26 protein-coding genes and 1 pseudogene are annotated in these 26,349 nt (G+C 33.0%); 22 read left to right on the forward strand and 5 right to left on the reverse strand.

The features are described from left to right. Positions 1–8: 8 nt before the first annotated feature. From FYC62_RS15835 to FYC62_RS15915, 17 genes and pseudogenes are all read left to right on the forward strand, one after another. On the forward strand, positions 9–1,901 hold the full coding sequence (locus tag FYC62_RS15835) for a cytochrome c oxidase subunit I (RefSeq protein WP_081987606.1): 1,893 nt from the start codon (positions 9–11) through the stop codon (positions 1,899–1,901). A 75-nt stretch (positions 1,902–1,976) separates the two neighbouring features. Continuing rightward, positions 1,977–3,038 (forward strand): COX15/CtaA family protein, encoded by a 1,062-nt coding sequence (locus FYC62_RS15840; protein WP_039449996.1) that lies wholly within the window; start codon positions 1,977–1,979, stop codon positions 3,036–3,038. Between the two features lies 1 nt (position 3,039). After that, positions 3,040–3,884 (forward strand): annotated as a pseudogene (gene cyoE / locus FYC62_RS15845) (heme o synthase). Then, positions 3,885–4,463, forward strand: coding sequence for a cytochrome c oxidase subunit 3 (locus tag FYC62_RS15850; RefSeq protein ID WP_039450000.1), 579 nt, complete (start codon positions 3,885–3,887; stop codon positions 4,461–4,463). Between the two features lie 35 nt (positions 4,464–4,498). Further along, the gene (locus FYC62_RS15855) at positions 4,499–5,197 is read left to right on the forward strand and encodes a cytochrome c oxidase subunit 3 (protein ID WP_039450002.1); all 699 of its coding nucleotides are present in this window, start codon (positions 4,499–4,501) and stop codon (positions 5,195–5,197) included. A 19-nt stretch (positions 5,198–5,216) separates the two neighbouring features. After that, positions 5,217–5,558 (forward strand): cytochrome C oxidase subunit IV family protein, encoded by a 342-nt coding sequence (locus FYC62_RS15860; protein ID WP_149075641.1) that lies wholly within the window; start codon positions 5,217–5,219, stop codon positions 5,556–5,558. Further along, complete coding sequence (locus FYC62_RS15865) at positions 5,555–6,256, forward strand: SCO family protein (RefSeq protein WP_149075642.1); 702 nt, start codon at positions 5,555–5,557, stop codon at positions 6,254–6,256. Before FYC62_RS15860 ends, FYC62_RS15865 begins: the two co-directional genes overlap by 4 nt. Before the next feature lie 7 nt (positions 6,257–6,263). Then, positions 6,264–6,836, forward strand: a complete 573-nt coding sequence (locus FYC62_RS15870; protein WP_149075643.1) for a DUF420 domain-containing protein — start codon at positions 6,264–6,266, stop codon at positions 6,834–6,836. A gap of 7 nt (positions 6,837–6,843) precedes the next feature. Beyond that, positions 6,844–7,110, forward strand: coding sequence for a hypothetical protein (locus FYC62_RS15875; RefSeq protein WP_039450007.1), 267 nt, complete (start codon positions 6,844–6,846; stop codon positions 7,108–7,110). Between the two features lie 2 nt (positions 7,111–7,112). Continuing rightward, positions 7,113–7,505, forward strand: coding sequence for a DUF983 domain-containing protein (locus tag FYC62_RS15880; RefSeq protein WP_149075644.1), 393 nt, complete (start codon positions 7,113–7,115; stop codon positions 7,503–7,505). Beyond that, the gene (locus FYC62_RS15885) at positions 7,489–8,160 is read left to right on the forward strand and encodes a DUF2461 domain-containing protein (protein ID WP_149075645.1); all 672 of its coding nucleotides are present in this window, start codon (positions 7,489–7,491) and stop codon (positions 8,158–8,160) included. Before FYC62_RS15880 ends, FYC62_RS15885 begins: the two co-directional genes overlap by 17 nt. Before the next feature lie 39 nt (positions 8,161–8,199). Further along, positions 8,200–9,036: an OmpA family protein gene (locus FYC62_RS15890; protein WP_240534760.1), complete on the forward strand. Its 837-nt coding sequence runs from the start codon at positions 8,200–8,202 to the stop codon at positions 9,034–9,036. Positions 9,037–9,647: 611 nt separating this feature from the next. Beyond that, complete coding sequence (locus tag FYC62_RS15895; protein ID WP_149075646.1) at positions 9,648–9,848, forward strand: helix-turn-helix transcriptional regulator; 201 nt, start codon at positions 9,648–9,650, stop codon at positions 9,846–9,848. Next, positions 9,849–12,257 (forward strand): sensor histidine kinase, encoded by a 2,409-nt coding sequence (locus FYC62_RS15900; RefSeq protein WP_149075647.1) that lies wholly within the window; start codon positions 9,849–9,851, stop codon positions 12,255–12,257. It abuts the gene before it with no gap. Between the two features lie 4 nt (positions 12,258–12,261). Then, positions 12,262–12,780, forward strand: coding sequence for a hypothetical protein (locus FYC62_RS15905; protein WP_168199463.1), 519 nt, complete (start codon positions 12,262–12,264; stop codon positions 12,778–12,780). Between the two features lie 147 nt (positions 12,781–12,927). After that, positions 12,928–13,557 carry an HNH endonuclease gene (locus FYC62_RS15910; RefSeq protein WP_149075649.1) on the forward strand — a complete coding sequence of 210 codons (630 nt, stop codon included), beginning with the start codon at positions 12,928–12,930 and terminating at the stop codon, positions 13,555–13,557. Between the two features lie 3 nt (positions 13,558–13,560). After that, positions 13,561–15,306, forward strand: a complete 1,746-nt coding sequence (locus FYC62_RS15915) for an HsdM family class I SAM-dependent methyltransferase (RefSeq protein ID WP_205943735.1) — start codon at positions 13,561–13,563, stop codon at positions 15,304–15,306. A 132-nt stretch (positions 15,307–15,438) separates the two neighbouring features. On the opposite strand, the gene rfbC is transcribed toward FYC62_RS15915, so the two are convergent. The 3 genes from rfbC to FYC62_RS15930 form a co-directional block, all read right to left on the reverse strand. Next, entirely contained in the window at positions 15,439–15,990 is a 552-nt protein-coding gene (gene rfbC / locus FYC62_RS15920; protein ID WP_149075650.1) for a dTDP-4-dehydrorhamnose 3,5-epimerase, read from the reverse strand. Continuing rightward, the gene (locus FYC62_RS15925; protein WP_039450022.1) at positions 15,987–16,298 is read right to left on the reverse strand and encodes a DUF4286 family protein; all 312 of its coding nucleotides are present in this window, start codon (positions 16,296–16,298) and stop codon (positions 15,987–15,989) included. Before FYC62_RS15925 ends, rfbC begins: the two co-directional genes overlap by 4 nt. Positions 16,299–16,462: 164 nt before the next feature. Beyond that, positions 16,463–18,280 carry a tetratricopeptide repeat protein gene (locus tag FYC62_RS15930; RefSeq protein WP_149075651.1) on the reverse strand — a complete coding sequence of 606 codons (1,818 nt, stop codon included), beginning with the start codon at positions 18,278–18,280 and terminating at the stop codon, positions 16,463–16,465. Between the two features lie 519 nt (positions 18,281–18,799). Here FYC62_RS15930 and FYC62_RS15935 point away from each other — a divergent pair. From FYC62_RS15935 to FYC62_RS15955, 5 genes are all read left to right on the forward strand, one after another. Next, complete coding sequence (locus FYC62_RS15935; protein WP_149075652.1) at positions 18,800–20,326, forward strand: alpha/beta hydrolase family protein; 1,527 nt, start codon at positions 18,800–18,802, stop codon at positions 20,324–20,326. After that, positions 20,327–21,997: a sensor histidine kinase gene (locus FYC62_RS15940; protein WP_149075653.1), complete on the forward strand. Its 1,671-nt coding sequence runs from the start codon at positions 20,327–20,329 to the stop codon at positions 21,995–21,997. A 2-nt stretch (positions 21,998–21,999) separates the two neighbouring features. Next, a complete protein-coding gene (locus FYC62_RS15945; protein ID WP_039450028.1) occupies positions 22,000–22,686 on the forward strand; it encodes a response regulator transcription factor in 687 nt (228 codons plus the stop codon). A gap of 223 nt (positions 22,687–22,909) precedes the next feature. Next, the gene (locus FYC62_RS15950; RefSeq protein ID WP_149075654.1) at positions 22,910–24,178 is read left to right on the forward strand and encodes a sensor histidine kinase; all 1,269 of its coding nucleotides are present in this window, start codon (positions 22,910–22,912) and stop codon (positions 24,176–24,178) included. Between the two features lies 1 nt (position 24,179). Beyond that, positions 24,180–24,809, forward strand: a complete 630-nt coding sequence (locus FYC62_RS15955) for a response regulator transcription factor (protein WP_039450034.1) — start codon at positions 24,180–24,182, stop codon at positions 24,807–24,809. Here FYC62_RS15955 and FYC62_RS15960 read toward each other — a convergent pair whose 3' ends face one another. Continuing rightward, a complete protein-coding gene (locus FYC62_RS15960) occupies positions 24,810–25,472 on the reverse strand; it encodes an MOSC domain-containing protein (RefSeq protein ID WP_149075655.1) in 663 nt (220 codons plus the stop codon). Beyond that, positions 25,469–26,344 carry a UbiA prenyltransferase family protein gene (locus FYC62_RS15965; protein ID WP_149075656.1) on the reverse strand — a complete coding sequence of 292 codons (876 nt, stop codon included), beginning with the start codon at positions 26,342–26,344 and terminating at the stop codon, positions 25,469–25,471. The genes FYC62_RS15960 and FYC62_RS15965 overlap by 4 nt, the downstream gene beginning before the upstream one ends. Positions 26,345–26,349: the final 5 nt, after the last annotated feature.

Consider the following 26,349-nt stretch of genomic DNA (forward strand, 5'->3'; position numbering starts at 1 on the left):
AAGGAGATATGGCAACAGCTGCTATTCATAACCCAACTGCAACACATCACGATGAGCACCATGATCATGCTCATCATCATGAGACTTTCTTGACTAAATACGTATTTAGCCAAGATCATAAGATGATTGCAAAGCAATTTCTTATCACTGGTATAGTGATGGGTGTTATTGCTATGATTTTATCTATTCTATTTAGGATTCAATTGGCTTACCCAGATCAGAGCTTCCCTTTATTTGAAGTTTTATTGGGTAAATTTGCTCCTGAGGGTAGATTAGACCCGAATTTTTACTTATCCTTAGTTACTATACATGGTACCATCATGGTATTCTTTGTATTAACCGCTGGTTTAAGTGGAACTTTCTCAAATTTATTAATTCCTCTACAGTTAGGAGCGAGAGATATGGCATCTCCGTTCATGAATATGCTTTCATACTGGTTTTTCTTTACTGCTAGTGTGATTATGCTATCAACTTTCTTTATAGAATCTGGACCTGCTGGTGCTGGGTGGACTATTTATCCTCCTTTATCTGCTGTTGCTAAATCAATGCCTGGTTCTGGTTTAGGAATGACTTTGTGGTTAGTATCTATGACATTGTTTGTTGCCTCTTCTTTAATTGGAGGTATCAATTACATTTCTACGGTATTGAACATGCGTACAAAAGGTATGGACCTTTGGAAAATGCCATTAACAATCTGGTCTTTCTTCTTAACTGCTATTGTGGGCTTATTATCATTCCCAGTATTAGTTGCTGCGGTTGTATTATTAATCTTTGATAGAAGTTTTGGAACGTCTTTCTACTTATCAGATATCTATGTTGCCGGACAAGCTTTACCTAATGAAGGTGGTAGCCCAATCCTATGGCAGCACTTATTCTGGTTCTTAGGTCACCCAGAAGTTTATATCGTATTAATGCCTGCTTTGGGTATCACTTCAGAAGTTATCGCTACAAATGCTCGTAAGCCTATTTTTGGTTACCATGCAATGGTTTACTCTTTAATTGGTATTACGGTTTTATCATTCATCGTTTGGGGTCACCACATGTTTGTAACAGGTATGAATCCATTCCTTGGAGGAGTATTTATGATTACAACCCTAATCATTGCGGTTCCATCAGCAGTAAAAACATTCAACTACCTTGCCACCTTGTGGAAAGGTAACATCAGGTTTACTCCAGCAATGTTATTTGCTATAGGCTTAGTTTCTTTCTTTATTTCTGGAGGTTTAACAGGTATATTCTTAGGTAATGCTGCTTTAGATATCAACCTACACGATACTTATTTTGTTGTTGCTCACTTCCACTTGGTAATGGGTTCTGCAGCTATATTCGGTATGTTATCTGGTATTTATCACTGGTTCCCTAAAATGTTCGGAAGATTAATGAATGCTAAATTAGGTTACCTACATTTCTGGTTAACTTTTATTTCTGCTTACTTGGTATTCTTCCCAATGCACTTTATGGGTCTAGATGGTGTTCCTCGTAGATATTACTCTTTTACAGAGTTTGAGTCGATGAACGAGTGGTTATCTGTTAACGTATTTGTAACATGGTCTGCTATTTTAGGAGCCGTGGCTCAGGTAGCTTTCTTATGGAATTTCTTCTATTCTATTTTCTTTGGAGAGAAATCTACTCAAAACCCTTGGGAGTCTACAACTTTAGAATGGACTACTCCGGTAGAGCGTATACATGGTAACTGGCCTGGAGAGATTCCTACGATTTACCGTTGGCCGTATGACTATAGCAAACCTGGTCATAGTACAGACTTTATTCCACAAACAACTCCTCTTTCTGAAACAATGAGTTCTAACATGCCTCATGATTTTGAAGGTAATGAAGAAGCAGAGAGAATACAAGAAGAGTGGAATGCTAAAAATGTAAACAACACAGAAGAAGTTAAATAATTTCTTATAGACTTAACAGCATGGGGTATCTTGTAAGTATAATCTTACCGATACCCCATGTTTATATAAAGAATCATGATGCTTAAGGGTGAAAGTAGATTTATTAGGGTTAATTTAATTACGATAATATCTCTCTTTTTATTGATTTTGGCGGGAGGAGTAGTAAGAAGCACTGGTTCTGGTATGGGTTGCCCTGATTGGCCAAAGTGCTTTGACCAATATATACCTCCAACGGATGTATCTCAACTTCCGGCAGACTATAAAGAAAAGTATGTTGCACAACGTTTAAAAAAGAATGAACGTTTTGCTAAAATGCTAGATCAAGCAGGATATTCAGATTTAGCTTATAAAATCCGTCATGATGAAGCTATCAAGCTTCCCGAGGAATTTAATGCAGCTAAAACTTACACAGAATATGTTAACAGGTTAATTGGAGCCCTTACGGGTTTATTCCTACTACTTTGTTTAGTTTATTCTAGGGTTTATTTAAAATCAGCTAAGAGAATATTTGTGCTGAGTTTGTTAAATGTTGTATTAGTTGTTTTTCAAGCTTGGTTAGGTTCTATAGTTGTTTCTACTAATCTTGTAGCTTGGATTATAACTTTACACATGCTCTTGGCAGTATTAATTATTGCTATATCTATTTATACCTATCATGCTGCAAAAGCATTAGGGGCAACTCAAAATGAAACTAAGTCTTCAATATTTGTGTATGCACTTACGCTTTTAGCTCTGGTTTTATCAGTGATACAAATAACCTTAGGAACAGAGGTAAGAGAAGAAATAGACGCTGTTTTAGATAAGTTCCCAGATTTACATAGAACAGAGTGGTTATGGGAAGTTGGTAGAGTTTACACTTACCATAAAGATTTAGCTCTGGCTGTAGTTTTAGTGAATTGCGTGATTTTTTATCTTTTATATAGAAATTATAGGAACACGAAGTACTTTACTTATGGTACTTACATGATTATTTTAATAGGAATACAAATATTGAGTGGTTTAATTTTAGATAAATTTGCAATGCCTCCTTTTTCACAGTCATTACATATTTTATTTGCAACCCTCATGTTTGGAGCACAGTTTTATCTTTTACTCTTGCTAAAGCCAGCGTTTAGCCAAAACAAACAAGATAAGTGATATGAAGGATTTTAAGAATCTGGTTAAATTAAGGCTTACACTTTTAGTGGTATTTTCTGCTTCAATCTCTTTTTAATCGCAGATGAGAGCAGAGAAGCTATCCATTGGATAAACTGGATTAAACTTGTTATTGGAGGCTTTTTAGTTACTTCAGCTGCTAATGGTTTTAACGAGATTATTGAGAAGGATTTAGATAAATTGATGACTAGAACAGCAGATAGGCCGCTTCCGTCTGGAAGAATGACTAATGGGCAGGCTCTAGTACTAAGTATCATGATGGGGATATTTGGAACTTACCTTTTAGGAAGTTTAAATTTAACTACAGGTTTACTATCAGTTTTTTCCATTCTTTTTTACGCATTTATATACACTCCTTTAAAAAGAAAGAGTCCTATTGCCGTTTTTGTAGGCGCTATTCCTGGTGCTTTACCTCCATTAATTGGATATGTAGCTGCCCATGGTAAAATAGACCATATCGCTTTAATATTATTTGCAATACAATTTGTTTGGCAGTTCCCTCATTTCTGGGCCATAGCTTGGGTTTTAGATGATGATTATAAAAAGGCAGGTTTTAGATTATTACCAACTACAAAACGAGATAAAATAAGTGCTGGAATAACATTACTGTCTACCTTTATTTTAATCCCGGTAAGTTTATTGCCAACTATTTATGGTTTTGGTGGTTATACCATAGCAGGAGTTTCTCTAATAGCTGGCATTCTTTTTATGTACTATGCTTTTAAATTGTATATGGATTTAGAAGTAAAATCAGCACAAAAATTAATGTTTGCTAGTTTTATTTATTTACCAATTGTTCAATTAGTTTTATTATTTAATCTTACATAGATGCAAAATTTAAACAAAGAAGTAGACAGGTATAACCTGCAGCCTAAGAAGTTTATCATGTGGCTGTTTATGATATCATCTATCATATTTTTTGCAGGTTTAACAAGTGGTTTTATTGTTTATTCTGGTGATGGAGTAGGCAAAACACTTAATGTGGCCTTACCACAGGCTTTTATTTACAGTACTATTGTCATCGTACTCAGTAGTGCAAGTATGCACTGGGCTTATCTTCAAACCAAACGGTTAAAGTTTGGCAACCAGCGTTTGGGTTTATGGCTAACCTTATTGTTAGGTATTGTTTTTATTGTTATGCAAGTTTATGGATGGTCTGTATGGACAAATCTGGGCGTGTTTTTTATAAATTCTAATGCAACCATAAGCTTTGTTTACGCATTTACTTTTTTACATATTATTCATATCTTGGCGGGGCTAATTATTATAATTACAGCGCTAATTAGCAGTTATAGGAAGCTACCAAATGTCATTAATTTATTTAGGATGGAAATCGCATCTATTTTTTGGCATTTTGTAGATATTCTATGGATTTATTTATACGTTTTCTTACTTTTGAACCAGTAGAATTTTTACGAAGAATTTACAAGCAATAATTTTTGATGAATACAGTAGCAAAATTAGACGAAGTTAAAACTACTCCCTGGAGCGGAGGAAGATCTCCATTTTCTGTAGAGTACGGAAAATTGATGATGTGGTTTTTCCTTTTATCAGATGCATTTACATTTTCTGCATTTTTGATTTATTACGGAGCACAACGTTTTAGTAAATTAACCTGGCCAGACCCAGATATCGTGTTCCAATCCATACCTGGTATAGCAGATCATGGCTATCCATTGGTATTTGTTGGTATCATGACTTTTATTTTAATTATGAGTTCTGTAACAATGGTATTAGCCGTTGAAGCAGGTCACAGAAAAGCTAAGAAAGAAGTAATCTGGTGGATGGTAGCTACCATAGTAGGTGGTTTTATGTTCTTAGGCTGTCAGGCTTTAGAGTGGACACATTTACACCACGAAGGTTTTTGGTGGGGAACTATTCCTGATGCAGAAACAGTAAAGTCTCTAGGGGCCGATGGTGTAAGTGCACAACAGTTTTCTAACTTGTTCTTTACCATCACAGGTTTCCATGGTTTCCACGTATTTTCTGGTGTAGTCATTAACATCATCATATTATTTATGACGATGGCTGGCGTATTCGAAAGAAGAGGTCATTACTTAATGATAGAAAAAGTTGGTTTATACTGGCACTTTGTTGATTTAGTTTGGGTATTCGTATTTACCTTCTTCTATTTAGTTTAATTTTTAATATTTGTATCCCATGTCTCAAGAAAATACACATTCAGAACATGCAGAAGAGCATGTAAGCATGAGTAAAGGTAAAATCTGGAAAGTATTCTTTATTTTACTATTCATTACCGTGATAGAGTTTATTATAGCTTTAGCTATTCCAGAAACAGTAATGTCAACAGGTGTTAAAAACTTTTTATACATTGCTTTAACACTACTTAAAGCTTATTATATAGTAGCATTCTTTATGCACTTAAAGTTTGAAAAATATGCTTTAATAGTAGCTATTCTGGTCTCTTTTGTTTTTATCATTTATTTTATCATTTTGATGCTAACAGAAGGTAATTACATACAGGATAGTATGCCTATATGAGTAATAAATTTCCACTAGCGAAAATATTAATCCTGGTAACCATATTAGCGGTACCGGGATTTTTATATTATTTACTCCAGTCTAAAGGAGAAAATAGATATAAACCCTTACCTATTTTTGGTCCTAAAGAGGTAGCCAAGACTTTTACCAAGAAACGTGGTAAGAAGATTCCAGATACTATTTTTCATGTTGTAAAATCTTTTGAGGCTACAAACCAAAATGGCGATAAAGTACTTATTGATAGCATAAAGAAACAGCTTATTGTGGTCAATTTTTTCTACAGTCGCTCTAAAGATATAGTTCCCCAGATGTATACCAATATAAAATGGTTAAATAAGGAATTTAAAGACAACAAAATCGTTAGATTTTTGTCTATATCAGTAGACCCGGAATTTGATAATCAAAGTGTGTTAGCACAATATGCTAAGCAATATGATGCTGTTTCTGGTAAATGGGATTTTTTAAGTGCTGATACAAGCGTGGTTTATCCATTGGCAAAAAACCAATTCTTTTTAAATGCATTGGAGGATAAGCAAAATGATGGATTTATACACAGCGAAAAATTAGTTCTCTTAGATGCCGAACATAGAATAAGAGGTTATTATGATGCTACATCAGCACCAGAAGTAAAGAAAATGGGCGATGAAATGAAAATCTTAATAACAGAAGAGTTAAGGAAAATAAAAGCAGAATTTTAATACGCATATGAACGATAAACTTATTTTCAGAGTTGTAGCAGGAGTGTCTATTTTCGTCTTTTTAGTGGTGGTTATTTTAAATCGTAAGATTATACCAGTAACCATAGCAACTCCAGACTTTGTTTATTTCTTACCTACTTTAAATGCCATTATCAATGGTACTTGTAGCGTTCTGTTATTGGTTTCCCTGTATTTTATCAAACAAAAGAATATCACGATGCATAAAAGGGTAAATATTTTTACCTTTTTTCTATCCTCGCTATTTCTAGTTTCCTATATTATTTTTCATTATTTCGCTCCGGAGACAAAATTTGGAGATCTTAACAATGATGGAAATTTGGATGTTGCAGAAATTGCAACGGCAGGCAATGTTAGATACGTTTATTACGTTATTTTAATTACACACATCATTTTAGCAGCAGGTGTTTTACCGCTAATATTATTGAGTTTTTACAGGGGCTTACAAATGCAGTTAGAGAAGCATAGAAAATTAGTTAGATATAGCTTCCCTGTTTGGTTGTATGTTACTGTTACAGGTGTTATTGTTTATTTAATGATTTCTCCATATTACAATTTTTAATAAAGCCATGAAGAGAGTAGGGATAATTATTGTACTATTTATTTTAATAAGTATTTCATCAGAAACATTTGCACAATGTGCTATGTGTCAAGCCACGGTAGAATCAAACTTAGATAACGGAGGTTCTACAGGTAAAGGCTTAAACAGCGGTATTATGTATTTATTAGCTGCACCTTATTTAGCTATGTTAGGTATTGGCTATTTATGGTATAAGAAATACAGAAAAAAAGACGTTACTATTGATATTAAGTCTGAAAGAATTAATTTGAACTAGTTATGGCTAAAACGCCAGAAATTAAAGCATTTGTTTTAGCGAAATGTCCGCGTTGCAGAAGGGGAGATATGTTTCAAAATTCCATGTATGGATTTTCTTCTCAGAAAATGCATGAGCATTGCCCTCATTGCGGTATGCGTTATGAAATAGAACCAGGTTACTTTTATGCCGCTATGTATGTAGGTTATGCCATTAACGTAGCTTTAGCAGTTGGCATTGGCCTTCTTACCTATCTCATCACCCAGGAAGATAAAAGCCCTTGGATTTATATCATCACCATTTTAACAGCAAGTTTTTTACTGGCACCTTTAAATTTTAGGTACTCTAGAGTGATACTTTTATATTGGTTATCTCCTAAAATAAAATATGTAGCACATTATGACGAAGATAAGTAAGGATACATTTACTTTTCTAGAAGAATTAATTGCCAACAACAACCGCGATTGGTTTAACACTCATAAACTTAGGTATGAGCAGGCCAAGCAAAATGCATTAGATTTTACTGAAGAGCTTTTAGTAGGCTTAAAAAAAATAGATCCTAGTATACCGGAAGATTTACAAGCCAAAAAATGTGTGCTAAGAATTTACAGAGATGTAAGATTTAGCAAAAATAAAGCTCCCTATAAAAGTAATATAGGAATAAGTATATCTTCTGATGGTAGAGGCGGTACCTTACCGGGATATTATATCCATATAGAACCCGGAAAAAGTTTTATAGCTGGTGGCTATTGGATGCCAGAAGCTCATCATCTAAAGTCTATCAGACAAGAAATTGATTATAATACTTCTGATTTTCTAGATATTATAGAAGCTAAAGCTTTTAAAGCATACTTTGGAGGTTTAAGTACAGAAGATCAGTTAAAAAACGCTCCAAAGTATTATCCTAAAGACCATCCTTACATTCATATTTTAAAGCTTAAAAGTTTTATTTGCTCTAGATCTTTTACTGATGAAGAGATGGCTGGCGAAAATATGATAAATACGGTATTAGAAGGAATGAAGCTTATTTATCCTCTAAATAAATTTATTAAAGAAGCTATACTACAGTAAGCCTTAAAGAGTTTTGTATATTTATATAAAATGAAAGAAATGAAATCTAAAATCTTATTATTTGCCATTATAGCTGCTTTGTTTACCAGCTCTTGTATGGTGATGTCTACTAAGAAGTATAAACAATTATTAGCTGATAAAGATTCTATTGCTGCTGGCTGGGATGCTGCAAAAGTTAAAATACAATCTTTAGAAGAAGAAATTGTAAAGCTTAAAGCCGATACTGCAAATTTAAACCAACGTATTGCAAGTTTAAGTAGTTCTTTAGACGATGTAAATAATAATTATGCAAAGCTGAGAACCAATAGCTCTACAGAGATAAGAAAGCTAGCAGATGACTTACAAAAACGAGAAGCTAGACTAAAAGAAGTTGAAGAAGTGCTACGTAAAAGAGATGAAGCTACTAATGCTTTAAAAAACAAACTTCAAAAAGCGCTCTTAGGCTTTGCGGAAAATGGCCTAACCGTTGAAATTAAAAATGGTAAAGTTTATGTTTCTTTAACGGATAAGCTTTTATTTAGCAGTGGAAGTATTGTGATAGATGAAAGAGGTAAACAAGCCTTAAAAGAACTTGCAAAAGTATTAAACACACAGCCTGAGATTAATATAGCTGTGGAAGGACATACTGATAACCAAAGGGTAGTTAACTTAGGCCAAATAAAAGATAACTGGGATTTAAGTGTGCTGAGAGCTACTTCGGTGACCAGATTTTTAATTGATGAACAAAAAGTGGATGCTAACCGCTTAACCGCTACAGGTAAAGGAGAATTCCAACCGGTAGAGAATTTAAATACAACCGAGGCAAGAAGTAAAAACAGAAGGATAGAAATTATACTATCACCAAAGTTGGATGAGTTGTATAATTTGATACAATAAAAGGTGCTTCATATTATTTAAAGGGGATTTCATCTTAAGATGAATCCCTTTTTTTTTATGGTATTTAATATCCTATTATTGTGTAAATTTTTAGATATGATAATAAAAGTCATTTTCTATTTTAAGCAATATTATCAGGAAATAAATGCTTTTATGTGAAGGAAATATTAAAAATCACAACACTAAATTGTAACTTAATCAAAAAAATATATGCTAGCGGATATTTACTGGTTATAAGCCATTTTAAACGACTATGAACAGACTATTTTTCAAGTATTCTCTTTTCTTTCGGACAGAAAAGTATTAATACCGAAAGTAAAATTTACACCATAAAAATAGTTTCAGACGGCTCAATAAAAACGTCTAAATGAAAAAACGGGCACAAATTAAACTAGCCAAACATTATTCCTTATCCTAAAAGACGACACCACCGACAATAAACGAACAGAAAATAAAAGACAAAATGCCAACGCTTCAGCAAAATCAAAAGAGCTGCATCCCAACGCTCAAAGCCGACCCAATGCAGCACATTTGCTTTTGACCCAACGCACCGACCCAAAATCGAATTAGTTTCACATAAAATCAATATCTTTGCATCAAATGCAATTTAGATGAGCCGAAAAGCAATAAATAGAATCAAGGTAGTACTGGTTGAGAAGAATCTGAGCAGTAAATGGCTTGCCGAACAACTTGGGAAAAACGAAGCTACTATCTCTAGGTGGTGTACAAATGATGTTCAGCCTACCCTGCCAACTATAGTAAAAATTGCAGAATTAATAAATGTTTCACCAAGAGAACTCATCTGTGAATAAATGGAAGAAAAACTAAACATAGCAACAAAAATTCCATTTAAAGTCTCGGCAAGAGCAGGTAAGCTTCTTGGTAGGGAAAATTTTTCTAATCCCGAAGGAGCAATAACAGAACTTGTTAAGAACTCATATGATGCAGATGCGGAAAATTGTCTTGTGATTTTTGATATACCAATAATCCAAATTGAAGATGAAAATGGTGAAATTCAGAACATACCTGTAAAAGAAGAATCTGTTCTGTATATTATTGATAATGGCGATGGTATGGAGAAAAAGACAGTAGAAGACTACTGGATGCAAATAGGGACAGGCAATAAAGAACAATTCTTCTTATCGGATAACAGAAGAGTCAAAACAGGGGCAAAAGGTATTGGCAGATTTGCTTTAGATCGCCTTGGGTTAAATACAGAGATGTGGACTCTTTCAAAAAATGCAGAAAACAACATTGGTATTTATTGGCAAATGAATTGGAGCCAATTTGATGATTTGGAAAAATCAATATCTGAAATTGAGGCTGAAATTTCCGAAATTCCAATACAGATAGAAACCAAAATACAAGAACTACTTGAAAATAATTTTGATTTTCGAGACTTAACCAATATAGATTTCAAAAGTGGCACAATTCTCAAAATATCGAATTTAAAAGACGAATGGTACATAGATGAAATAGAGAATGTTTACAAAAGTCTTGAAGCATTAATTCCGCCAAAAGAATTAAACATCCCTTTTCAGGTATATTTTAAACATATTCAAAATATATCTGATTACGGATATGTAAATACAGCATTTTATAATGATTTTGATTATAAAATAAAAGCCAAATACAATGCAGAGTCATTAACTGTAGAATTTGAAATAGAGAGAAATGAACTGGACTTAAATGTTATTTATAAAAAATACAAACATTTATACGAACAACTTTCATTTCCTTTTGATTTAAACACAATAGAAAATAAGACTTTCAAATACTCAAAAAGTGTAGGTAAGCTCCTAAATTGGGATTTGAATGAATCAAAGAAAAATCTACTAAAAGAAATTGGCGATTTTAATTTCACCTTTAACTATATAAAACTAGTAAAATCTTTGAAGGAAGGATATCCATATAAAGATATTATTGTAAAAGAAAGACGAGAAACTCTTGAACGATTTGGAGGCATCAAAATCTACCGTGATTCATTCAGAGTTAGACCTTATGGCGACCCCAAAAATGACTGGCTCGGTTTAGGTTTTAGAGCTGCAAAAAGTCCTGCTGGTGCTGGACAAAGAATAGGTGATTGGCGTGTAAATAATGAATCTGTTGCAGGAATAATCACAATTTCAAGAAAAAACAATCCTTTACTAGAAGATAAATCAGATAGAGGTGGAATTCAGGAAAATGATTCTTTTGATACTTTCAAAAATATAATTATTGCTATAATTCACGAATTTGAAGTAGATCGTTCAAGAATACTTAACCCAATATATCTTTTCAATCAACAAAAAAGGAAGGAAGAACAAGAGAAAGAAATCCAAAAGCAGGCCGAAGCTCTAGCTAAGAAGATAATTGAAGAACAAAAAAGGAATCCTGAACCTGATGAAAACAAAGAGCAAGAACGGGTTGAAACATTTTTTAAAGAATCTGTAAGAAATATTATTGAAGAAAAAGCAGATGAAGAGAATCAAGAAATAGTACAAGTAAGATCTCTTGCAAGTTTGGGTTTAATAGTTTCATCGTTTTCACACGAACTTAAAGAAGTGAGCAATAATGCTTCTGAAATAGTTGAATTGGAAAAATATGCGCTGTCATTAATTCCAATTGATAAAAAAAGCTCTTCTGACTACCGAGATATGGTAGATATATTCCAATTGCTTAAGGAAGATAAAGAGAAAATAAAACATTGGGTTGATTATACTCTAACCGCAATAAGAAAGGATAAACGAAAAAGGTCAAAACTTGATATTGCTCATTTTTTTGACCAATTAAATGAATCTTGGAAACGAATTTTCAAGCGAAAAGATATAAATCTTTCCATTTTAAATAAAATTGGCAATCATACTTATGACTTTAGAGCTTTTGAAATGGATCTAACGACCATATTTTCTAATCTAATAAACAACTCTATTGATTCATTCGAACAAAGAAAAACAATAGGAGATAGAAATATTGTCATCGAATTTGAAATTATAAATAATCGTCTTGAAATTATTTTCAGTGATAACGGAAAAGGATTAGATAAAGCATTTGAAAACAAGGAAGATATATTTCTTCCTTTTACAACATCAAAGAAGGATAGAACTGGAAATGAAATCGGCACTGGTTTAGGTATGTATTTGGTAAAATCAGTAGTAGACGACAATAATGGCAATATTGAAATATTGCATTGCCCTATTGGATTTTCGGTAAAAATTTCTTTTTCACTCATCAATAAATAGAATTATGGAAATGAAATATAAAATAGGTTTTATAGAAGAAAATGTTAATCAAGTAAAACTATATAGAAGGAAACTCAGAGATTTTGGATTTGATGTAATTGGCTATGAATTTACAAAAGGTATGTCACTGGAGGAGTTAATGCATCAAGTCTATAATTCAGATATTGATTTATTGATGATTGATTTTCGCTTGAATGAAAGCAATATAGTTCCGTTTAATGGTGACGAAGTTGAAAGACACGTTTATGAAAACAAACCGCTTTTTCCACATATTATCTTTACTAATAAGGTAGACCAGGCGGAACCAGATGTTGATGATATTAAAATAATTTTTGATAAAGAAATTGTTTTTCCTGATGATAATGGAGAAGACAATCCTGAAACAAAACATTTTATAAATGTTATAACAAAAAGTATCGAACAATACCAAAGGCATATAGAAAAGCGTAAGCAAATAATCTCTGAACTTATAGATAAAGAGAATAAAGAAGGTTTATCAATCGAAGAAAAAATTTGCTTTTAGCCACTCAAAGAGAATTGCTAAGCTTGGATAAAACGACAATTTTGGAGGTGCCTGAAACTCTAATTTCAATAGATAATCTTGATAAAATAACTAAAGCAAGGTTAGATGCTGAGGCGTATATTAAATCATTATTAGAGAATAACAAGAATGACAGTAAGGATTAAATTACCAAAAAGAAGGCCATTTCCTACAAAAAATCCAATCGGTGATAATTGGTCACAACATAAGGATGACTTAAGAGAGGATTTTCATAAGCACTGTGGATATTGTGGTTCTTATGATGGTTTTAGCCATACTTATTTCGAAGTAGACCACTTTGTTCCTAAATCACTATTTTCAAAAAGTGGAAACATTGGTTTTTGCCAATATGACAACCTTGTTTATTCTTGCAAATTTTGTAATAATATCAAATCAAGTAAATGGCCATCAAATGATGAAAAGATACCTAATCTAAATAATAAAGGATTTGTTGACCCCACCTTAGCAATATATGATACACATATTTATAGAACTAAATCAGGTAGCATCAGGTGGCTAACTGATTTAGGCAAGTGGATGGTTGAAGTTGGTTTTAAGTTTGACGAAAGAGATTTTTGTGTAAAGTTATTGTGGGAATTAAATCAACTACGAATATCATTTTTGTTCCTCGTTGATGAAGCTAAAAAGTATGACCCGAATTCTCAACAACATAAAACAATAATTGAAAAAGCAAAAGAGAGTGCGTTTCATTATACGTTATACAGAAATGAACTAGATGAATATTATAAATCTTTATAAATTTTGAAAACCGCATTCAAATATTTAAGTCAATATTCTACAACTCCAAAAGATGTGGACAGGCTTATTATTTCTGCATTTCTTGAAATCAATAAATTAAAGCCGAAGAAAAATAAATTAATCAAGGCATACTTAATTGTTAGCGAAAATAAGGAGGAACACTCATCACTTCTGGAATTTGTATCAGCGATTTATATAGATACAAAAGTATTTGGATTCGAAGAACTTATTGAGCTTTTTGAATTTGTTATCTCTCCTGTGGACAGAATTATAAATGGTGCGATTTATACACCTCAAAACATTAGGACTTTTATCGTTTTCGAAGCGTTTAAGAAAATCAATGCCATAGATAATTCTATTAAAATATCTGATATCGCAATGGGCTGTGGTGGATTTTTATTTAATGCATCCATTGAATTAAAAAATAGAACTGATAAAACCTACTCTGAAATTTTTAGAAATAATATTTTCGGGTTAGATATTCAAGAGTATTCAGTTAATCGAACTAAGTTGCTTCTCTCCTTATTGGCTTTGCAATCAGGAGAAGATATTGAAGAATTACAGTTCAACTTATTTCAAGGTGATTCCTTAGATTTTGATTGGACAACTAAAATTACTGAATTCAATGGTTTTTCAATCATACTTGGAAACCCTCCATACGTTTGTGCAAGAAATCTTGACTCAGAAACAAAAGAAAAACTAAAGGATTGGGAGGTTTGTAAATCGGGTAACTCCGACTTATACATTCCATTCTTTCAAATTGCAATTGAGAGTTTGTCTGAAAATGGCATACTAGGATTCATCACTATGAATTCATTTTTCAAAAGTTTGAATGGAAGGGCTTTAAGAGACTATTTTCAAAGAAAAGAACTTGCTATTTCAATTATAGACTTTGGCTCTGAACAAGTTTTTAAATCCAAGAACACCTATACTTGTATATGTTTTATTGAAAATAAGGAACAGCAATTTATTTCATATACGGAATCAGAAACAAAACAGCTGACAGATAAACTCTCTTTTAAGAAAATTAAATACGACATTCTTGACTCTAAAAAAGGTTGGAATTTAAAAGACAACAAAACAATATCAAAAATTGAGTCAACAGGAATTCCATTTGGTGAATTATATCAAACGAGACACGGTATAGCGACCTTAAAGAATGATATTTATATTTTTAGACCAGTTGACGAAGACGAGAACTATTTCTATCTACAAAATGGAAATCTTTACAAGATTGAAAAAGGCATTTGTAAAGATATTGTAAACTCTAATAAATTAAGCAGAGAGGTTAGTCTAAATAACCTTAAAGAGAAAGTGATTTTCCCTTACGACCAACAAGAAAAACCTAAGCTTCTTGATGAAGATTTAATGAAAGAAAGTTTTCCAGAAGCATATAAATATCTGCAAAACAAAAGAAAGATTTTAGCAGAAAGAGACAAAGGAAATGGAAACTATGAAAATTGGTTTGCTTTTGGTCGAACGCAATCACTAGAGAAGATTAAAAACAAAATGTTCTTCCCTAAGTACTCGGACAGGACACCAAATTTCATCATTAATTCTGATGCCGACTTGCTTTTTTACAACGGACTTGCGGTAATTGGTAGTTCAGAGACGGAAATGAAAATCATAAAAAAGATAATGGAATCCAGCATCTTTTGGTATTACATTAAGACGACAAGCAAGCCCTACTCTTCTGACTATTATTCATTGAACGGAAATTACATTAAAATTTTGGGGTTTGTGAACTGACAGAAAAAGAAAGGAAATTTTTAATCGAAGAGACAGACCAAAATATATTAAATGAATTTTTTGAGGACAAGTATGAACTAAAAGTGATATAATGTTGTTGAAGCAATAGGTTCTTTTCACTCTCAACTCTATTTAATCAAAAAACGCTTTCAAATCTCTGAAATTCTGAAGTTGTTGGTCTTTTTCTGATAAGATGGCTTCTTCGGGTTTAATTTTCCAATCGATGTTTAAGTCTGGATCGTTCCACATGACACCAATTTCTGAGTCTTTATCGTAAAAGCCGGTTACTTTATAAGCAAATATGGTTTGGTCTTCTAGGGTTACAAAACCGTGTAAAAAGCCTGGTGGTACCCAAAACATTTTAAAATTATCGGCACTTAGCTCTATAGCATGGTATTGGCCGTAGGTTGGCGAGTTTTTTCTGATATCTACCGCTACATCTAACACTTTACCTTGTATAACCCTTACCAATTTACCTTGTGCAAAAGGATTGGCTTGAGCATGTAAACCTCTTAAAGTGCCTTTTTGGGAAAAAGATTGGTTGTCTTGTACAAATTCTAAGTTAATGCCGGCCTGGGCGAATGTTTTCTGGTTAAAACTTTCGAAAAAGTAACCTCTTTCGTCTTTCCAAACTTTAGGTTCTATAACTAATAAATCTTTGATGGGTGTTTCTATAAAGTTCATAGGGTAGCTGGTGTAAGTTCTAAAACGCTTCTGAAAGAAAGTAGGCTATTGCCAAACTTTTGTTTGATATCTGCCTGTAATTTGGGCGAGTAATGTGCTCTGTAATACACTAAATCTTCTTTAGATTTTGCAAAATATTGGGCACAATAGGTAATGCCTTCGTTTTGCGGCTCGGTAAGGAGAAATAGTTTAGCATCCAAAAATTTGCCTGTAGAGAGTACTTCTGGCATATGGATGTTATGCATATATTCTAAATATTCTTGTTGAATATTTTCTTCTATGATAGAAGTTACATTATAGATAATCATGTTGCAAAGGTAAGTTTTTGGATGCTTAATAAATAGCAGTACCTACACATTTTAGCCCCGATAGCAGCGGCACCCCACAGCGCCCGATTTTAAGAGGGCAGCGAGGAGTATAGCGGATAGCGGGAACAAAGTAAATGATTTGCACTGCTGTTGCGCTTCAAAAACTAAATAGCTTCTTTTAGTAAACGATATTTTTTATTGGCTTCTACCACGTATAAACTGCCGGGAAATTTCTCTAAAAGCTGCTCATAGCATTGTTTAGCTTTTGGGGTGTTGTTGAGTTTATCTTGATATAAAAGGGCGAGGTTAAACAGGGCATCGTCTGCCCAAATGCTTTGGCTATGCTTTTCTATAATGGTTTCATAAGCTTTTGCGGCTTGTTCAAACTGTTTCATATTGCTGAAAATGCGAGCTTTGGAAACCCAAATATCATCATCTAAGGCATGGCTTGGATAAGCTTTTGTTAAGCTGTCTAATAAGCTTAAGGCTTGGTTATTTAGATTTTGAAAGCGCAAAAACTCTGTCCGGGCATAAACTTTTAAGGCGTTTCCGCTGGTATCTTCAAAAGTGTTGTCTTGTATGAGTAAGCTTAAATCTAGGGCATCGTTAGCAATAAGTTGCGATGTAGAAGCTTTTAAAACGTCTAATTGTGATTTTGCCCATTTAAAATCGCCTTTGTAGAAAGATATTTTTGCGTTTTTAAACTTAGCTTCTTGTCCTAATGGGTGGTTGGGGAATGATTTTTCTACCTGACCAAGCATGAGAGAGGCATCCCAAAAGTTTTTATGGAGCGTATAAATATCTGCCAGTTCTATTTTTAATTCGGCTAAATCTTCTGGATTAAGTCCTTTGGTATCTAGGGCGAGTTCCAAAAGTAATTCGGCCTCCTGGACTTGGTTAAGGTAATAAGCTTTTAAGCGAGCGAGTTCTGATATAGCTTTTATAGTACGAGCATTTTTACCCAGCATTTCTAAAATATCCTCATAGCTGTTGGCTAGTTTTTGCAAGTCGACCAAGCTAGGGCTGTGGTTGCTGTTTAATAGTTTCTCTTTTTGGAGTTTAAGCAGTTCTAGTTTTGATGGGGCATAATAGCTGTTGTTATTACCCTTTTCTATGATATAGTTATAGCCTTTTATGGCAGCATCGTAAGCTTCATTATCTGCCATGATATTACTTAAAGCAAATACTTTAGCGCCGTTATCTTGTGATCTTTTATCAAGAGCGATAGTTTGGACAAGCGCTAAATCATATTCTTTAAGTTGGGTAAATGTCCACGCTAGTAAATCTGAAAGGGCTATATTTTGTGGCGCTTTTTGGACTTTTTTGATGAGGATGGTTTTAAATGTCTGATAATCTTCTGTGTTTTCAAAAGTACGTTGCAGGCTAGATTTTGCCATCTGCAAATATTCTGTGGTACTTTCTAAAACGTTAAGAATTTCTGCAGAGAGGTTGTTTTTATCTTTGGTGTAGCGGTAAATATTAATAAGTTCTATACTAAATTGGGTGTCATTACCTAAAAGCCTTCTACCTGCCAAGAAGGTTTTGGTGGCCATCTCAATATTATTGTTGTTGTAAAAGTTGCTGGCAATGGCGCTAATGGTAAAAACATCTGCCGGGAGGTTTTTAATCACATCTGCATAAATTTTATCAGCTTCGGCAGCATTACCTTTATTTTGTTGGATAAGGGCTAGGTAGAATAATAAACTGGGCGAGTTGCCTTCTTCTTTGATACGTTTTTTTACCAGTTTGGTAGCTTCATCAAAATCATTAATTTTTAAAAGGCTGTTAAAGTAATTATCGAATATAAAATCTTGATATTGCTGGTTTTGGTAAAGCTTCTGGTAAAGTTTAATAGCGTTCTGATAATCGCCATTGAAGAAGTATTGTTGTGCCTGTATAATAGCATTTTCTTGCTGCGCTTGTAACAATGTAGTGCAACAACTTAGAAAGGCAAATAGTAATATGAGCTTCTTTATTCTCATTTCTACTAAATTAGGAATAATTATATGATATTTACGGTTTTTGATGAATTAGAGAGCCTAAGTTGTATTTTAAATGTTACTAAAATGTATAGCGTTGAATGCCTTGTTTTAGCTATTTTAAATTTTTGAAAGCGATAGCAGATTATTAAGTGATGATGAGAAGTTTTTTAAAAATTTTACCTGGATTATTTTATTTATTTTTCTGGTTTCTTGTAGTACCGAAGAAAAACCGGCTAAAGTCTCTGTAGAAACTTTTTTTAAAAATCCTCAGCAATCTAATTTCCAAATATCTCCAGATGGTAAGTATATTTCCTATTTAAAACCTTACCAAGGCAAGCTTAACCTTTTCGTACAATCTTTAACCTCAAAAGCATCTTTTAGAATAAGTTCTTTTACAGACCAATCTGTACGCAACTATTTTTGGGCTAGTAACACGCATTTGCTGTACTATAAAGATAATGGTGCAAGAGAAAATTTTCAGCTTTTTCTTCTGTTTATGATGGTAGCAATACTGTAGAAGTGTCTCTTAAACCGGGTACAAAAGTTAATTTCTTAGATTATTTAAAACACGATTCTAATGATATTCTTTTAGCTATTAATGAGCGAAATCCAGAGAATTTTGATGTTTATAACTTGGATTTAAAAACCGGTAAAAGGGTGATGATAGAAAAAAACCCAGGTAGCATTGTAGAGTGGATTGCAGATAACGATGGCGAGATAAGAATGGCTATAGGTAGCGATGGTGTAACCGAAACTTTGTATTACCGCGAAAAGGGAAGTAAAGCTTTTAAAGCAATAAAATCTAGCAATTTTATAAGTACGTTAAAGCCTATTGGTTTAAGTAGCAAAGCCAACCATATTTTTGCGCTTTCTGATATCAATAGAGATAAGAAAGCTGTGGTAGAACTTAATTGTTTAACAGGCGAAGAAACCAAAGTTTGGTACGAGAATAAAGAGAGAGATGTTTTAGAGGTGAGTTATTCTAGAAAAGGTAAATCGTTAAATTTTGCTGTTTTTGAAGATCCAAAAAGAGAAATTTATTTTTTTGATGAGCAATTAAAGAGCGCTTTCGCTGATATTAAAAAGAAGTTAAATGGTGATGAAATAAGGTTGATACACAAAGATCAAAAAGAGCAACATTTAATCATCAGAACTTTTACAGATAAAGACCCGGGTTCATATTATTTCTACAATTTAGAAGATAAGAATTTAATGAAACTGGCAGATGTAAACCCTGATATTAAACCATCTGAAATGTGCGAAATGAAGCATGTAAAGTTTAAAAACAGAGATGGTTTAGAAATTGAAGGATTTTTAACCTTACCTAAAGGCAGAGGGGTTAAAAATTTACCTGTAATTATCTATCCACACAGCGGCCCAAACCTAAAAAACTCTTGGGCTTACTCTCCTGAGGTACAATTTTTTGCTAATAGGGGTTATGCTGTTTTTCAAATTAATTTTAGAGGTTCAACAGGCTTTGGGAAAGCATTTTTAAAAGAAGGCTTTAAAAATTGGAGTAAAAACATTCAATATGACATTACGGATGGCGTTAATTGGCTGATTGAGGAAGATATAGCCGATGCTAATCGTATTGCCATTTTTGGTTATAGTTTTGGGGGATTTTCTGCCTTAAACCAAGTGGTTTATAATTCTAAAATGTACGTTTGTGCCGCCTCTTATTCTGGTTACATCAATTTATTTACCTATTTAAAAGGCTTCCCCGCTTATTATAAGCCTTACCAACAAATGTTGGATGTGATTATTGGTAACCCCGAAAAGGATGTTGAATACTTACGATATTCGTCGCCCGTTTTTCAAACCAATAGAATAAAAACGCCACTTATTATTTGGCAAGGAGGTAAAGATCCGAGGGTGAATTTAAGTGAGACTAACCAGTTTGTGAAAGAAATTCGTAAGAATAATGTTGAAGTAAATTATATTGTAAATGAAAATGAAGGACATAACTTAAGTGATGAGAAGAGTAGAATAAATTTTTACGCTCAGTTAGATTTATTTTTTGATAAATATCTAAATCGTTCTAAATAAATGAAGGCAGAAGAATTAAGATATCGTAAAAACTTCCTCTTGATTATAGTTTTTATGGTTTTAATTTCTGTTTCTTTAATTGTAGCACTTTTTCTAGGCTATAATTTTACAAGAAAATATGTAGAGAACGAGTTCTCCTCTAAAAAGATTGAAGTTTTAGAGCAAACCATAGCACCTTACAACTCCTTTTTCCAAAATGCTGTTCCAGAAGTTTCTTTTTACCAAGGATATTTAGATTCTGCTTCTGCCTCTAAGTACGCAGATTCTGTTCTTCAGCAATACCGTTTTGTAGACCGTATTATTTTTTATGATGCTCAAATTAGTAATAGGCCCATAGAGGATGGTTTAACACTGGGGAAGCTTTCCTTAGGGATAAAAAATGTTTTTAGGTATGGGCGTAATATCTCAAAAGATTCTATTGTTATTTTTGATGACTCAAACCCTGGAGGCTTATCTTTAAATAATGCGGAAGAGCTTAACAAAGCTGGCTTAAAACTTGGTAATTATATAGAGCAAGCAGATACTACACAGGCTTTATCAGAAGAAATTATCTTTAAAACTTTTTATAATATTATTCCTAATCGTATTACCTATATGAACGTACCTAGGAGAGAAGAAATAAAGGTTTATAAAGATTTGATGCTAAAAGAGCTGCCTCTTTCTCCAAGGTATCAACAAGATATTTTCACTTTTGAGCTTAATCCTTATCAGTTAGTGATTAAAAATACTCATCCAGAGATTTATCAATTTATAAATATTCGAAAGCAATCTTTTGATCCTATTTTAGAGAAGCCTAATTTGCTTACGACTGATATTTCTTTATCAGGTCCTTTTGCAGATTATAAGCTTTATTTCGCTAGTGAGAAGGATTTTTTAATTAAAGAAGTTGGTAGAAGGTTTATGCCTATTGCCTTTGGTGTATTTTTCATTTACTGCATTTTAGCGTTGATTACTTTTCTCATTTATCGTAATTTAAACATCAATCAAAAGCTATTTAAACTGCAATATGATTTCATAAATAATTTTACTCACGAGTTTAAAACGCCTGTTTCTGTTATTAAAATTGCTGGTAACAATATTAAAAGCGCCAAAGAATTAACAGAAAGAGAAAAAAACCATTATGGTAAAATTTTAGATGAAGAGGCTGATAGGTTGAATGATTTGATGAATAGGCTATTATCTTTCACGCAAATAGAAAACCGAGCTATTAAACTCAAAAATGAAGAAATAAATCTCGAGATTTTTGCTCAAAACATTATAGATTCTTTTCAAATTAAATATGCAGACTACGAAATTGATTTATCAATTAAAGGAGTTGAAACTTTTAAATCAGATCCGTTGTTACTAGGTAGTTTGTTTGATAATTTAATAGAGAACGCTTACAAATATGCCAATCCGGGAAGCAAATTCCTTAAAATCAGCATTTATAAATCCAAGAAAAACATTATATTTTCTTTTGAGGATAAAGGTATTGGTATAGACCGTAAAGAAATAAAGAATATATTTAAGAAATTTTATCGCATCCAGAGCCAATACAACCAACAAGGTAGTGTAGGTTTAGGTTTGGCCTTTTGTAAAGAACTGGTTAATTTTATGGATGGTGATATTACCGTAACTAGCAGGCCCGGTATAGGCTCGCATTTTAAAATAACTTTGCCATACGATAGATAATTATGCAAAAAGACATTAAAATAGCAATTATTGAGGACGATGAAAATCTTAGATTTTTAGTTTCTCATCGTTTACAAACAGAAGGATATAAAGTAGTAGAATGTGCGGATGGCAACTTGGCAGAAGAAATGGTTTTAACCGAGCAACCTGCTATAGTACTTTTAGATTGGATGCTACCGGGTAAACAAGGTTCTGAAATATGTGCCGCATTGAGAGCTAAAGGTTTTGAGAATCTCATCATCATGATGACCGCTAAAGCACAAGACCCAGATAAAATAGATGCTTATAATTTTGGAGCTTCAGATTACGTGACCAAACCTTTCAATATGGATGTTTTGGTAGCCATGCTAGATAGTAAGATTAAATATGTGGTTAGCCACGATAAATCTGAAATTAGCAAGTTTGGCGATATGGAGCATCATCCCAATACACATTCTTTATTGAAGAACAGTAAGAAAATAGAGCTGACTATTCTAGAAAACAGAATTTTACTTTATTTCTTGAAAAATATAAACAGCATCATCAGCAGAGATGATTTAATGATGGTAGTTTGGGGTTACAACTCTGATGTAAATACCAGAACGCTAGACATGCACATTGTAAGGCTAAGAAAGAAAATAGAAGATAACCCAGACCGCCCGCAGTTTTTACAAACAGTACGTGGAGTAGGGTACAGATTTCAGGTTTAATGATTAAGCTTTAATTTATCCTGAGCATACCAAAGATAAACTTTATAAAGCCGAATAAAAGTGAGAAAAAACGATAAACTTTATATCCTTTGTTGTTAAAGAATGGTTTCATAATTTATGAGAGTATAGTGCTATAAAGTTAGGTTGCTTATTTTAGATAAAAACTACCCAAAAAGGGTAGTTTTTTTATATACAAGGATTTATAATTTAGGTGTTATAAAAAATGGGCATAATTCGATATTTAATTCATCCTAAACTTAATGATCCTCTGCATGAAGATTACAAAAAAGCAGTAATTTTTGCCTATGCATTGGTGGTTACTAATGTTTTTCTGATCTTTTACCTTGTTTACTTTTTTGCCTTCCACAGTCATGATCATGTTAAAATTACAACCAATCTTTTAGGTTATATATGGTTTTTAATTGCTGCCATTTATTTCAGACTAAAGTCTGATTTAAGTAGTTCTTTAGGCTTTTTCATGTTTATTTGTACCTTGCCAGTTTTGGTAAGCGTTTATCATACGGGTGGTATTTATTCAGTTGATAATATATGGCTGCTTTTATTAATTGTTTGTGCCTATTTGTTTACCAATATCACAGTAGGTAATATCTTATCGGGTTTTGTGATTGTGTTTATGATAACCCTATACATCTTAGATATTAATCAAACTTTTGCCTTTAAAAATTATATAATCAAGAACACATCAACACATAATGTTTTTACTTATGTTTTTGTTATTGTTTTTTTATCAGGATTAATCATCGCTTTTAAAAAAGTACTAGAAAAAGCAAACCACAAAATACAAAGCTTAAAGCAAGAACGAATTCAAGAGTTAGAAGAAAAAATTAAATCAAAAACAGAGGAGTTAAGTAAATTAAGGAATGAGCTAGCTAGAGATTTTCATGATGAAATGGGTAATAAATTGGCTAGTATAACCATTCTATCGCAATCTATAAGCTTAAGAATTAATCATCAGGAAGATCATAAAGAAGAAATCAAAGAGCTATTGCATAATATAGAAGAGCGTTCAATGCAGCTTTATCATGGTACAAAAGATTTTATTTGGTCTATAGATTTTAAGAGTGATTATGCAGATGAACTGTTTATCTATTTGCGAGACTTTGGAGAAGATTTCTTTGTAAAATTAGGCGTCAGCTTTAATTCAGAATCGGCTGTAAAGCCAGAAAACAACCTCAGGTTTAACGCCACTGTAAGCAGACAACTGATTTATATTTTCAAAGAAATTATGACCAATGCTGCTAAACACGCTAATGCATCGCAGATAGTTTTTAAGATGAAAGAGTTTAATGCTGGGATAGAAATTTATTTTTCTGATAATGGAACAGGATTTACCGATACTGAAGTTTGCAAACGCGGCATCAATAACATCAATAATAGGATAAAAAAAATTGGAGGTATTTTAAATATGATCTCTCAGTTGGATAAAGGAACAATATTTACTGTTTGGGCTCCATTAGCCTCTAAAGATTAATATGAACTTACAAAAGGAAATTATCATCATAGAAGATAATTGCGATGTTTCTAAAGGATTTGAACTACTGATCAATAGTAGTGAAAATTATAGAGTTATAGCAGTTTATGATAACTGCGAAGACGCTATCAAAAATATTAAAAAATTAAGACCCGATATTATTTTAATGGATATTGACTTACCTGGGATGAGTGGTATTGAAGGTACATCTATTATCAAAAATAAATACCCTAAAATTGATATCATTATGATTACAGTTTTTGAAAATAGCGAACGCGTTTTTGAAGCCATGTGTGCTGGAGCAATAGGTTATCTTACCAAAAATAACGGCTACCAAGAATTGATTAAGGCTTTAGACGAGGCCTCTAAAGGTGGTGCTCCTATGAGCGCCAATATCGCTAGAATGATAGTAAAGTCTTTTGAAAAAAATGTTATTGAAAATCCACTATCTAAAAAAGAAACTGTTGTTTTAACACAGCTTGCAGAAGGTAAAAGTTATAAATCTATTGCAGTAAATCTAGATATTAGTGTGGATACAGTAAAATTCCACATCAAAAATATTTATATCAAATTACAGGTAAATAATAAAGAAGACGCTATCGCAAGAGCAAAAGAATTTAAATATATATAGTTATTTCAGCTTGTTTAATAGCACTTGAAACTTTTCTCGCCACTCGGCAGTAAGCTCTTGTAAAACAACTAATTTTTCTAACCAAGTCTTATTTTTACTATCATGATAGCGGATACGGTTAACATCCATCACAGAAATTTTAGCTGGGTGACTATATATCTTAACCAATTTATCGGTTACGTTTACTTTTCCGGGGTTTATTGTCCTCAGATAAAAACCTGTAAAGCCTGTTTCTTGGCATAAAGCCGGAAACTGCTTTAAATTGTGCCTAATACCGATGATATAACATGGCCCACGTGGCTCAGAAACTTCAACCACAGCTTCACCTAGCTGATACCTATCGCCAATAAAAACATTTTCTTCTAGCGCATCATCGCCCGCTAAGGTTAAATTTTCTCCAAAAGCACCGCTTTGTAAATCCAGATTTAAGATTTCATTCCAGTATGTAAATCTATCGGCATTGTAACAGCAAATAGCTTTATCATTACCGCCATGGTATTTGGTATGCACCACGGTATCGCCTTCAAAACCTGTTAGGGTGAGGTAAATATCAGGGGAACTAATGGGTTCTTTATTGTAAGCCGTTCGGGTAGATTGATGGTCGGCAACCAAACGCTCTGCCTTACCTTTTATATTGATAGTTTTAATAGGGATGATATTCATATCGATAAATTAAAAAGCAACAACATCAAGTATTGTAAAATTAAAGTGCCATCCAAATAAAGGAAATAATAATACTCGTTTTTCTCCCATGTAGATTTTAGGATGAGCCAACCAGCCAGCACTATGGTAAACATCAAACCAAAAAAACTAGCATTAAAGCCATCGTTAAAAACAAAAAGCATTACCAGGTATAAAGCCAGCAAAAATTGGCAAAAGAGGTAAGCTTTGTTTTCTCCAAAAATTGTGGGGATGGTTTTTAAATCTGAATTTTTATCCTGAAAAAGGTCTCTAATATCAAAAGGGACAGTAATGGCGGCTACAAATAAGAATCTTTTTGCCGTAAGCAAAGTGGTATCCTGTAAAGAGATAAAACTGATGTGTAACTCGTTAATTTCTAAAATAGGCAAAGCAACCGTACTTACAGACCAAACCGTAGCAATTAAAAATAGCTTTAAGCCGGGGATATTTCTTAAGCCAAACTTTTTATTGTTAACGCTAAAAAGGGGTAAAGAGTAGCCAAAAGAAACTAAACCTAGCAAGCATAGCAATACTTTAGAGGCAAAGCTTAACAGGAAGAATAAGGGGATTAAGGAAAGTACTGCAATTAAAGTAATAGAAATGTTTAATCGGTAATGACTAAAAATCCATCGTACCCTGCGGTAGGGCGAGTTTAAATAGTCCTGAGGTTTTTGAATCAGGATACTGAAATTGTAAATGGTTAGGGTAGCAAAAAATAAGAAAGCCAGTATGGTATAAACTGGCTTTATATTTAATAAATGATAAGTAACTAAACCCTGTGCAACAGCGCCTAAAGCAATAAAAACATTACTGAACAGTAAAAAATCAAGGAATTTTCTAAGCTGGTTCATCATCGTTT

It is taken from the genome of Pedobacter aquae, from assembly GCF_008195825.1.
GTDB classification, from domain to species: domain Bacteria; phylum Bacteroidota; class Bacteroidia; order Sphingobacteriales; family Sphingobacteriaceae; genus Pseudopedobacter; species Pseudopedobacter aquae.

Bases quoted from the DNA above. Each gene is read 5' to 3' on its own strand.
- FYC62_RS15835 (WP_081987606.1), top strand. From the start codon at position 9: ATGGCAACAGCTGCTATTCATAACCCAACTGCAACACATCACGATGAG.
- FYC62_RS15840 (WP_039449996.1), top strand. From the start codon at position 1,977: ATGATGCTTAAGGGTGAAAGTAGATTTATTAGGGTTAATTTAATTACG.
- FYC62_RS15850 (WP_039450000.1), top strand. From the start codon at position 3,885: ATGCAAAATTTAAACAAAGAAGTAGACAGGTATAACCTGCAGCCTAAG.
- FYC62_RS15855 (WP_039450002.1), top strand. From the start codon at position 4,499: ATGAATACAGTAGCAAAATTAGACGAAGTTAAAACTACTCCCTGGAGC.
- FYC62_RS15860 (WP_149075641.1), top strand. From the start codon at position 5,217: ATGTCTCAAGAAAATACACATTCAGAACATGCAGAAGAGCATGTAAGC.
- FYC62_RS15865 (WP_149075642.1), top strand. From the start codon at position 5,555: ATGAGTAATAAATTTCCACTAGCGAAAATATTAATCCTGGTAACCATA.
- FYC62_RS15870 (WP_149075643.1), top strand. From the start codon at position 6,264: ATGAACGATAAACTTATTTTCAGAGTTGTAGCAGGAGTGTCTATTTTC.
- FYC62_RS15875 (WP_039450007.1), top strand. From the start codon at position 6,844: ATGAAGAGAGTAGGGATAATTATTGTACTATTTATTTTAATAAGTATT.
- FYC62_RS15880 (WP_149075644.1), top strand. From the start codon at position 7,113: ATGGCTAAAACGCCAGAAATTAAAGCATTTGTTTTAGCGAAATGTCCG.
- FYC62_RS15885 (WP_149075645.1), top strand. From the start codon at position 7,489: ATGACGAAGATAAGTAAGGATACATTTACTTTTCTAGAAGAATTAATT.
- FYC62_RS15890 (WP_240534760.1), top strand. From the start codon at position 8,200: ATGAAATCTAAAATCTTATTATTTGCCATTATAGCTGCTTTGTTTACC.
- FYC62_RS15895 (WP_149075646.1), top strand. From the start codon at position 9,648: ATGAGCCGAAAAGCAATAAATAGAATCAAGGTAGTACTGGTTGAGAAG.
- FYC62_RS15900 (WP_149075647.1), top strand. From the start codon at position 9,849: ATGGAAGAAAAACTAAACATAGCAACAAAAATTCCATTTAAAGTCTCG.
- FYC62_RS15905 (WP_168199463.1), top strand. From the start codon at position 12,262: ATGGAAATGAAATATAAAATAGGTTTTATAGAAGAAAATGTTAATCAA.
- FYC62_RS15910 (WP_149075649.1), top strand. From the start codon at position 12,928: ATGACAGTAAGGATTAAATTACCAAAAAGAAGGCCATTTCCTACAAAA.
- rfbC (WP_149075650.1), bottom strand. From the start codon at position 15,990: ATGAACTTTATAGAAACACCCATCAAAGATTTATTAGTTATAGAACCT.
- FYC62_RS15925 (WP_039450022.1), bottom strand. From the start codon at position 16,298: ATGATTATCTATAATGTAACTTCTATCATAGAAGAAAATATTCAACAA.
- FYC62_RS15930 (WP_149075651.1), bottom strand. From the start codon at position 18,280: ATGAGAATAAAGAAGCTCATATTACTATTTGCCTTTCTAAGTTGTTGC.
- FYC62_RS15940 (WP_149075653.1), top strand. From the start codon at position 20,327: ATGAAGGCAGAAGAATTAAGATATCGTAAAAACTTCCTCTTGATTATA.
- FYC62_RS15945 (WP_039450028.1), top strand. From the start codon at position 22,000: ATGCAAAAAGACATTAAAATAGCAATTATTGAGGACGATGAAAATCTT.
- FYC62_RS15950 (WP_149075654.1), top strand. From the start codon at position 22,910: ATGGGCATAATTCGATATTTAATTCATCCTAAACTTAATGATCCTCTG.
- FYC62_RS15955 (WP_039450034.1), top strand. From the start codon at position 24,180: ATGAACTTACAAAAGGAAATTATCATCATAGAAGATAATTGCGATGTT.
- FYC62_RS15960 (WP_149075655.1), bottom strand. From the start codon at position 25,472: ATGAATATCATCCCTATTAAAACTATCAATATAAAAGGTAAGGCAGAG.
- FYC62_RS15965 (WP_149075656.1), bottom strand. From the start codon at position 26,344: ATGATGAACCAGCTTAGAAAATTCCTTGATTTTTTACTGTTCAGTAAT.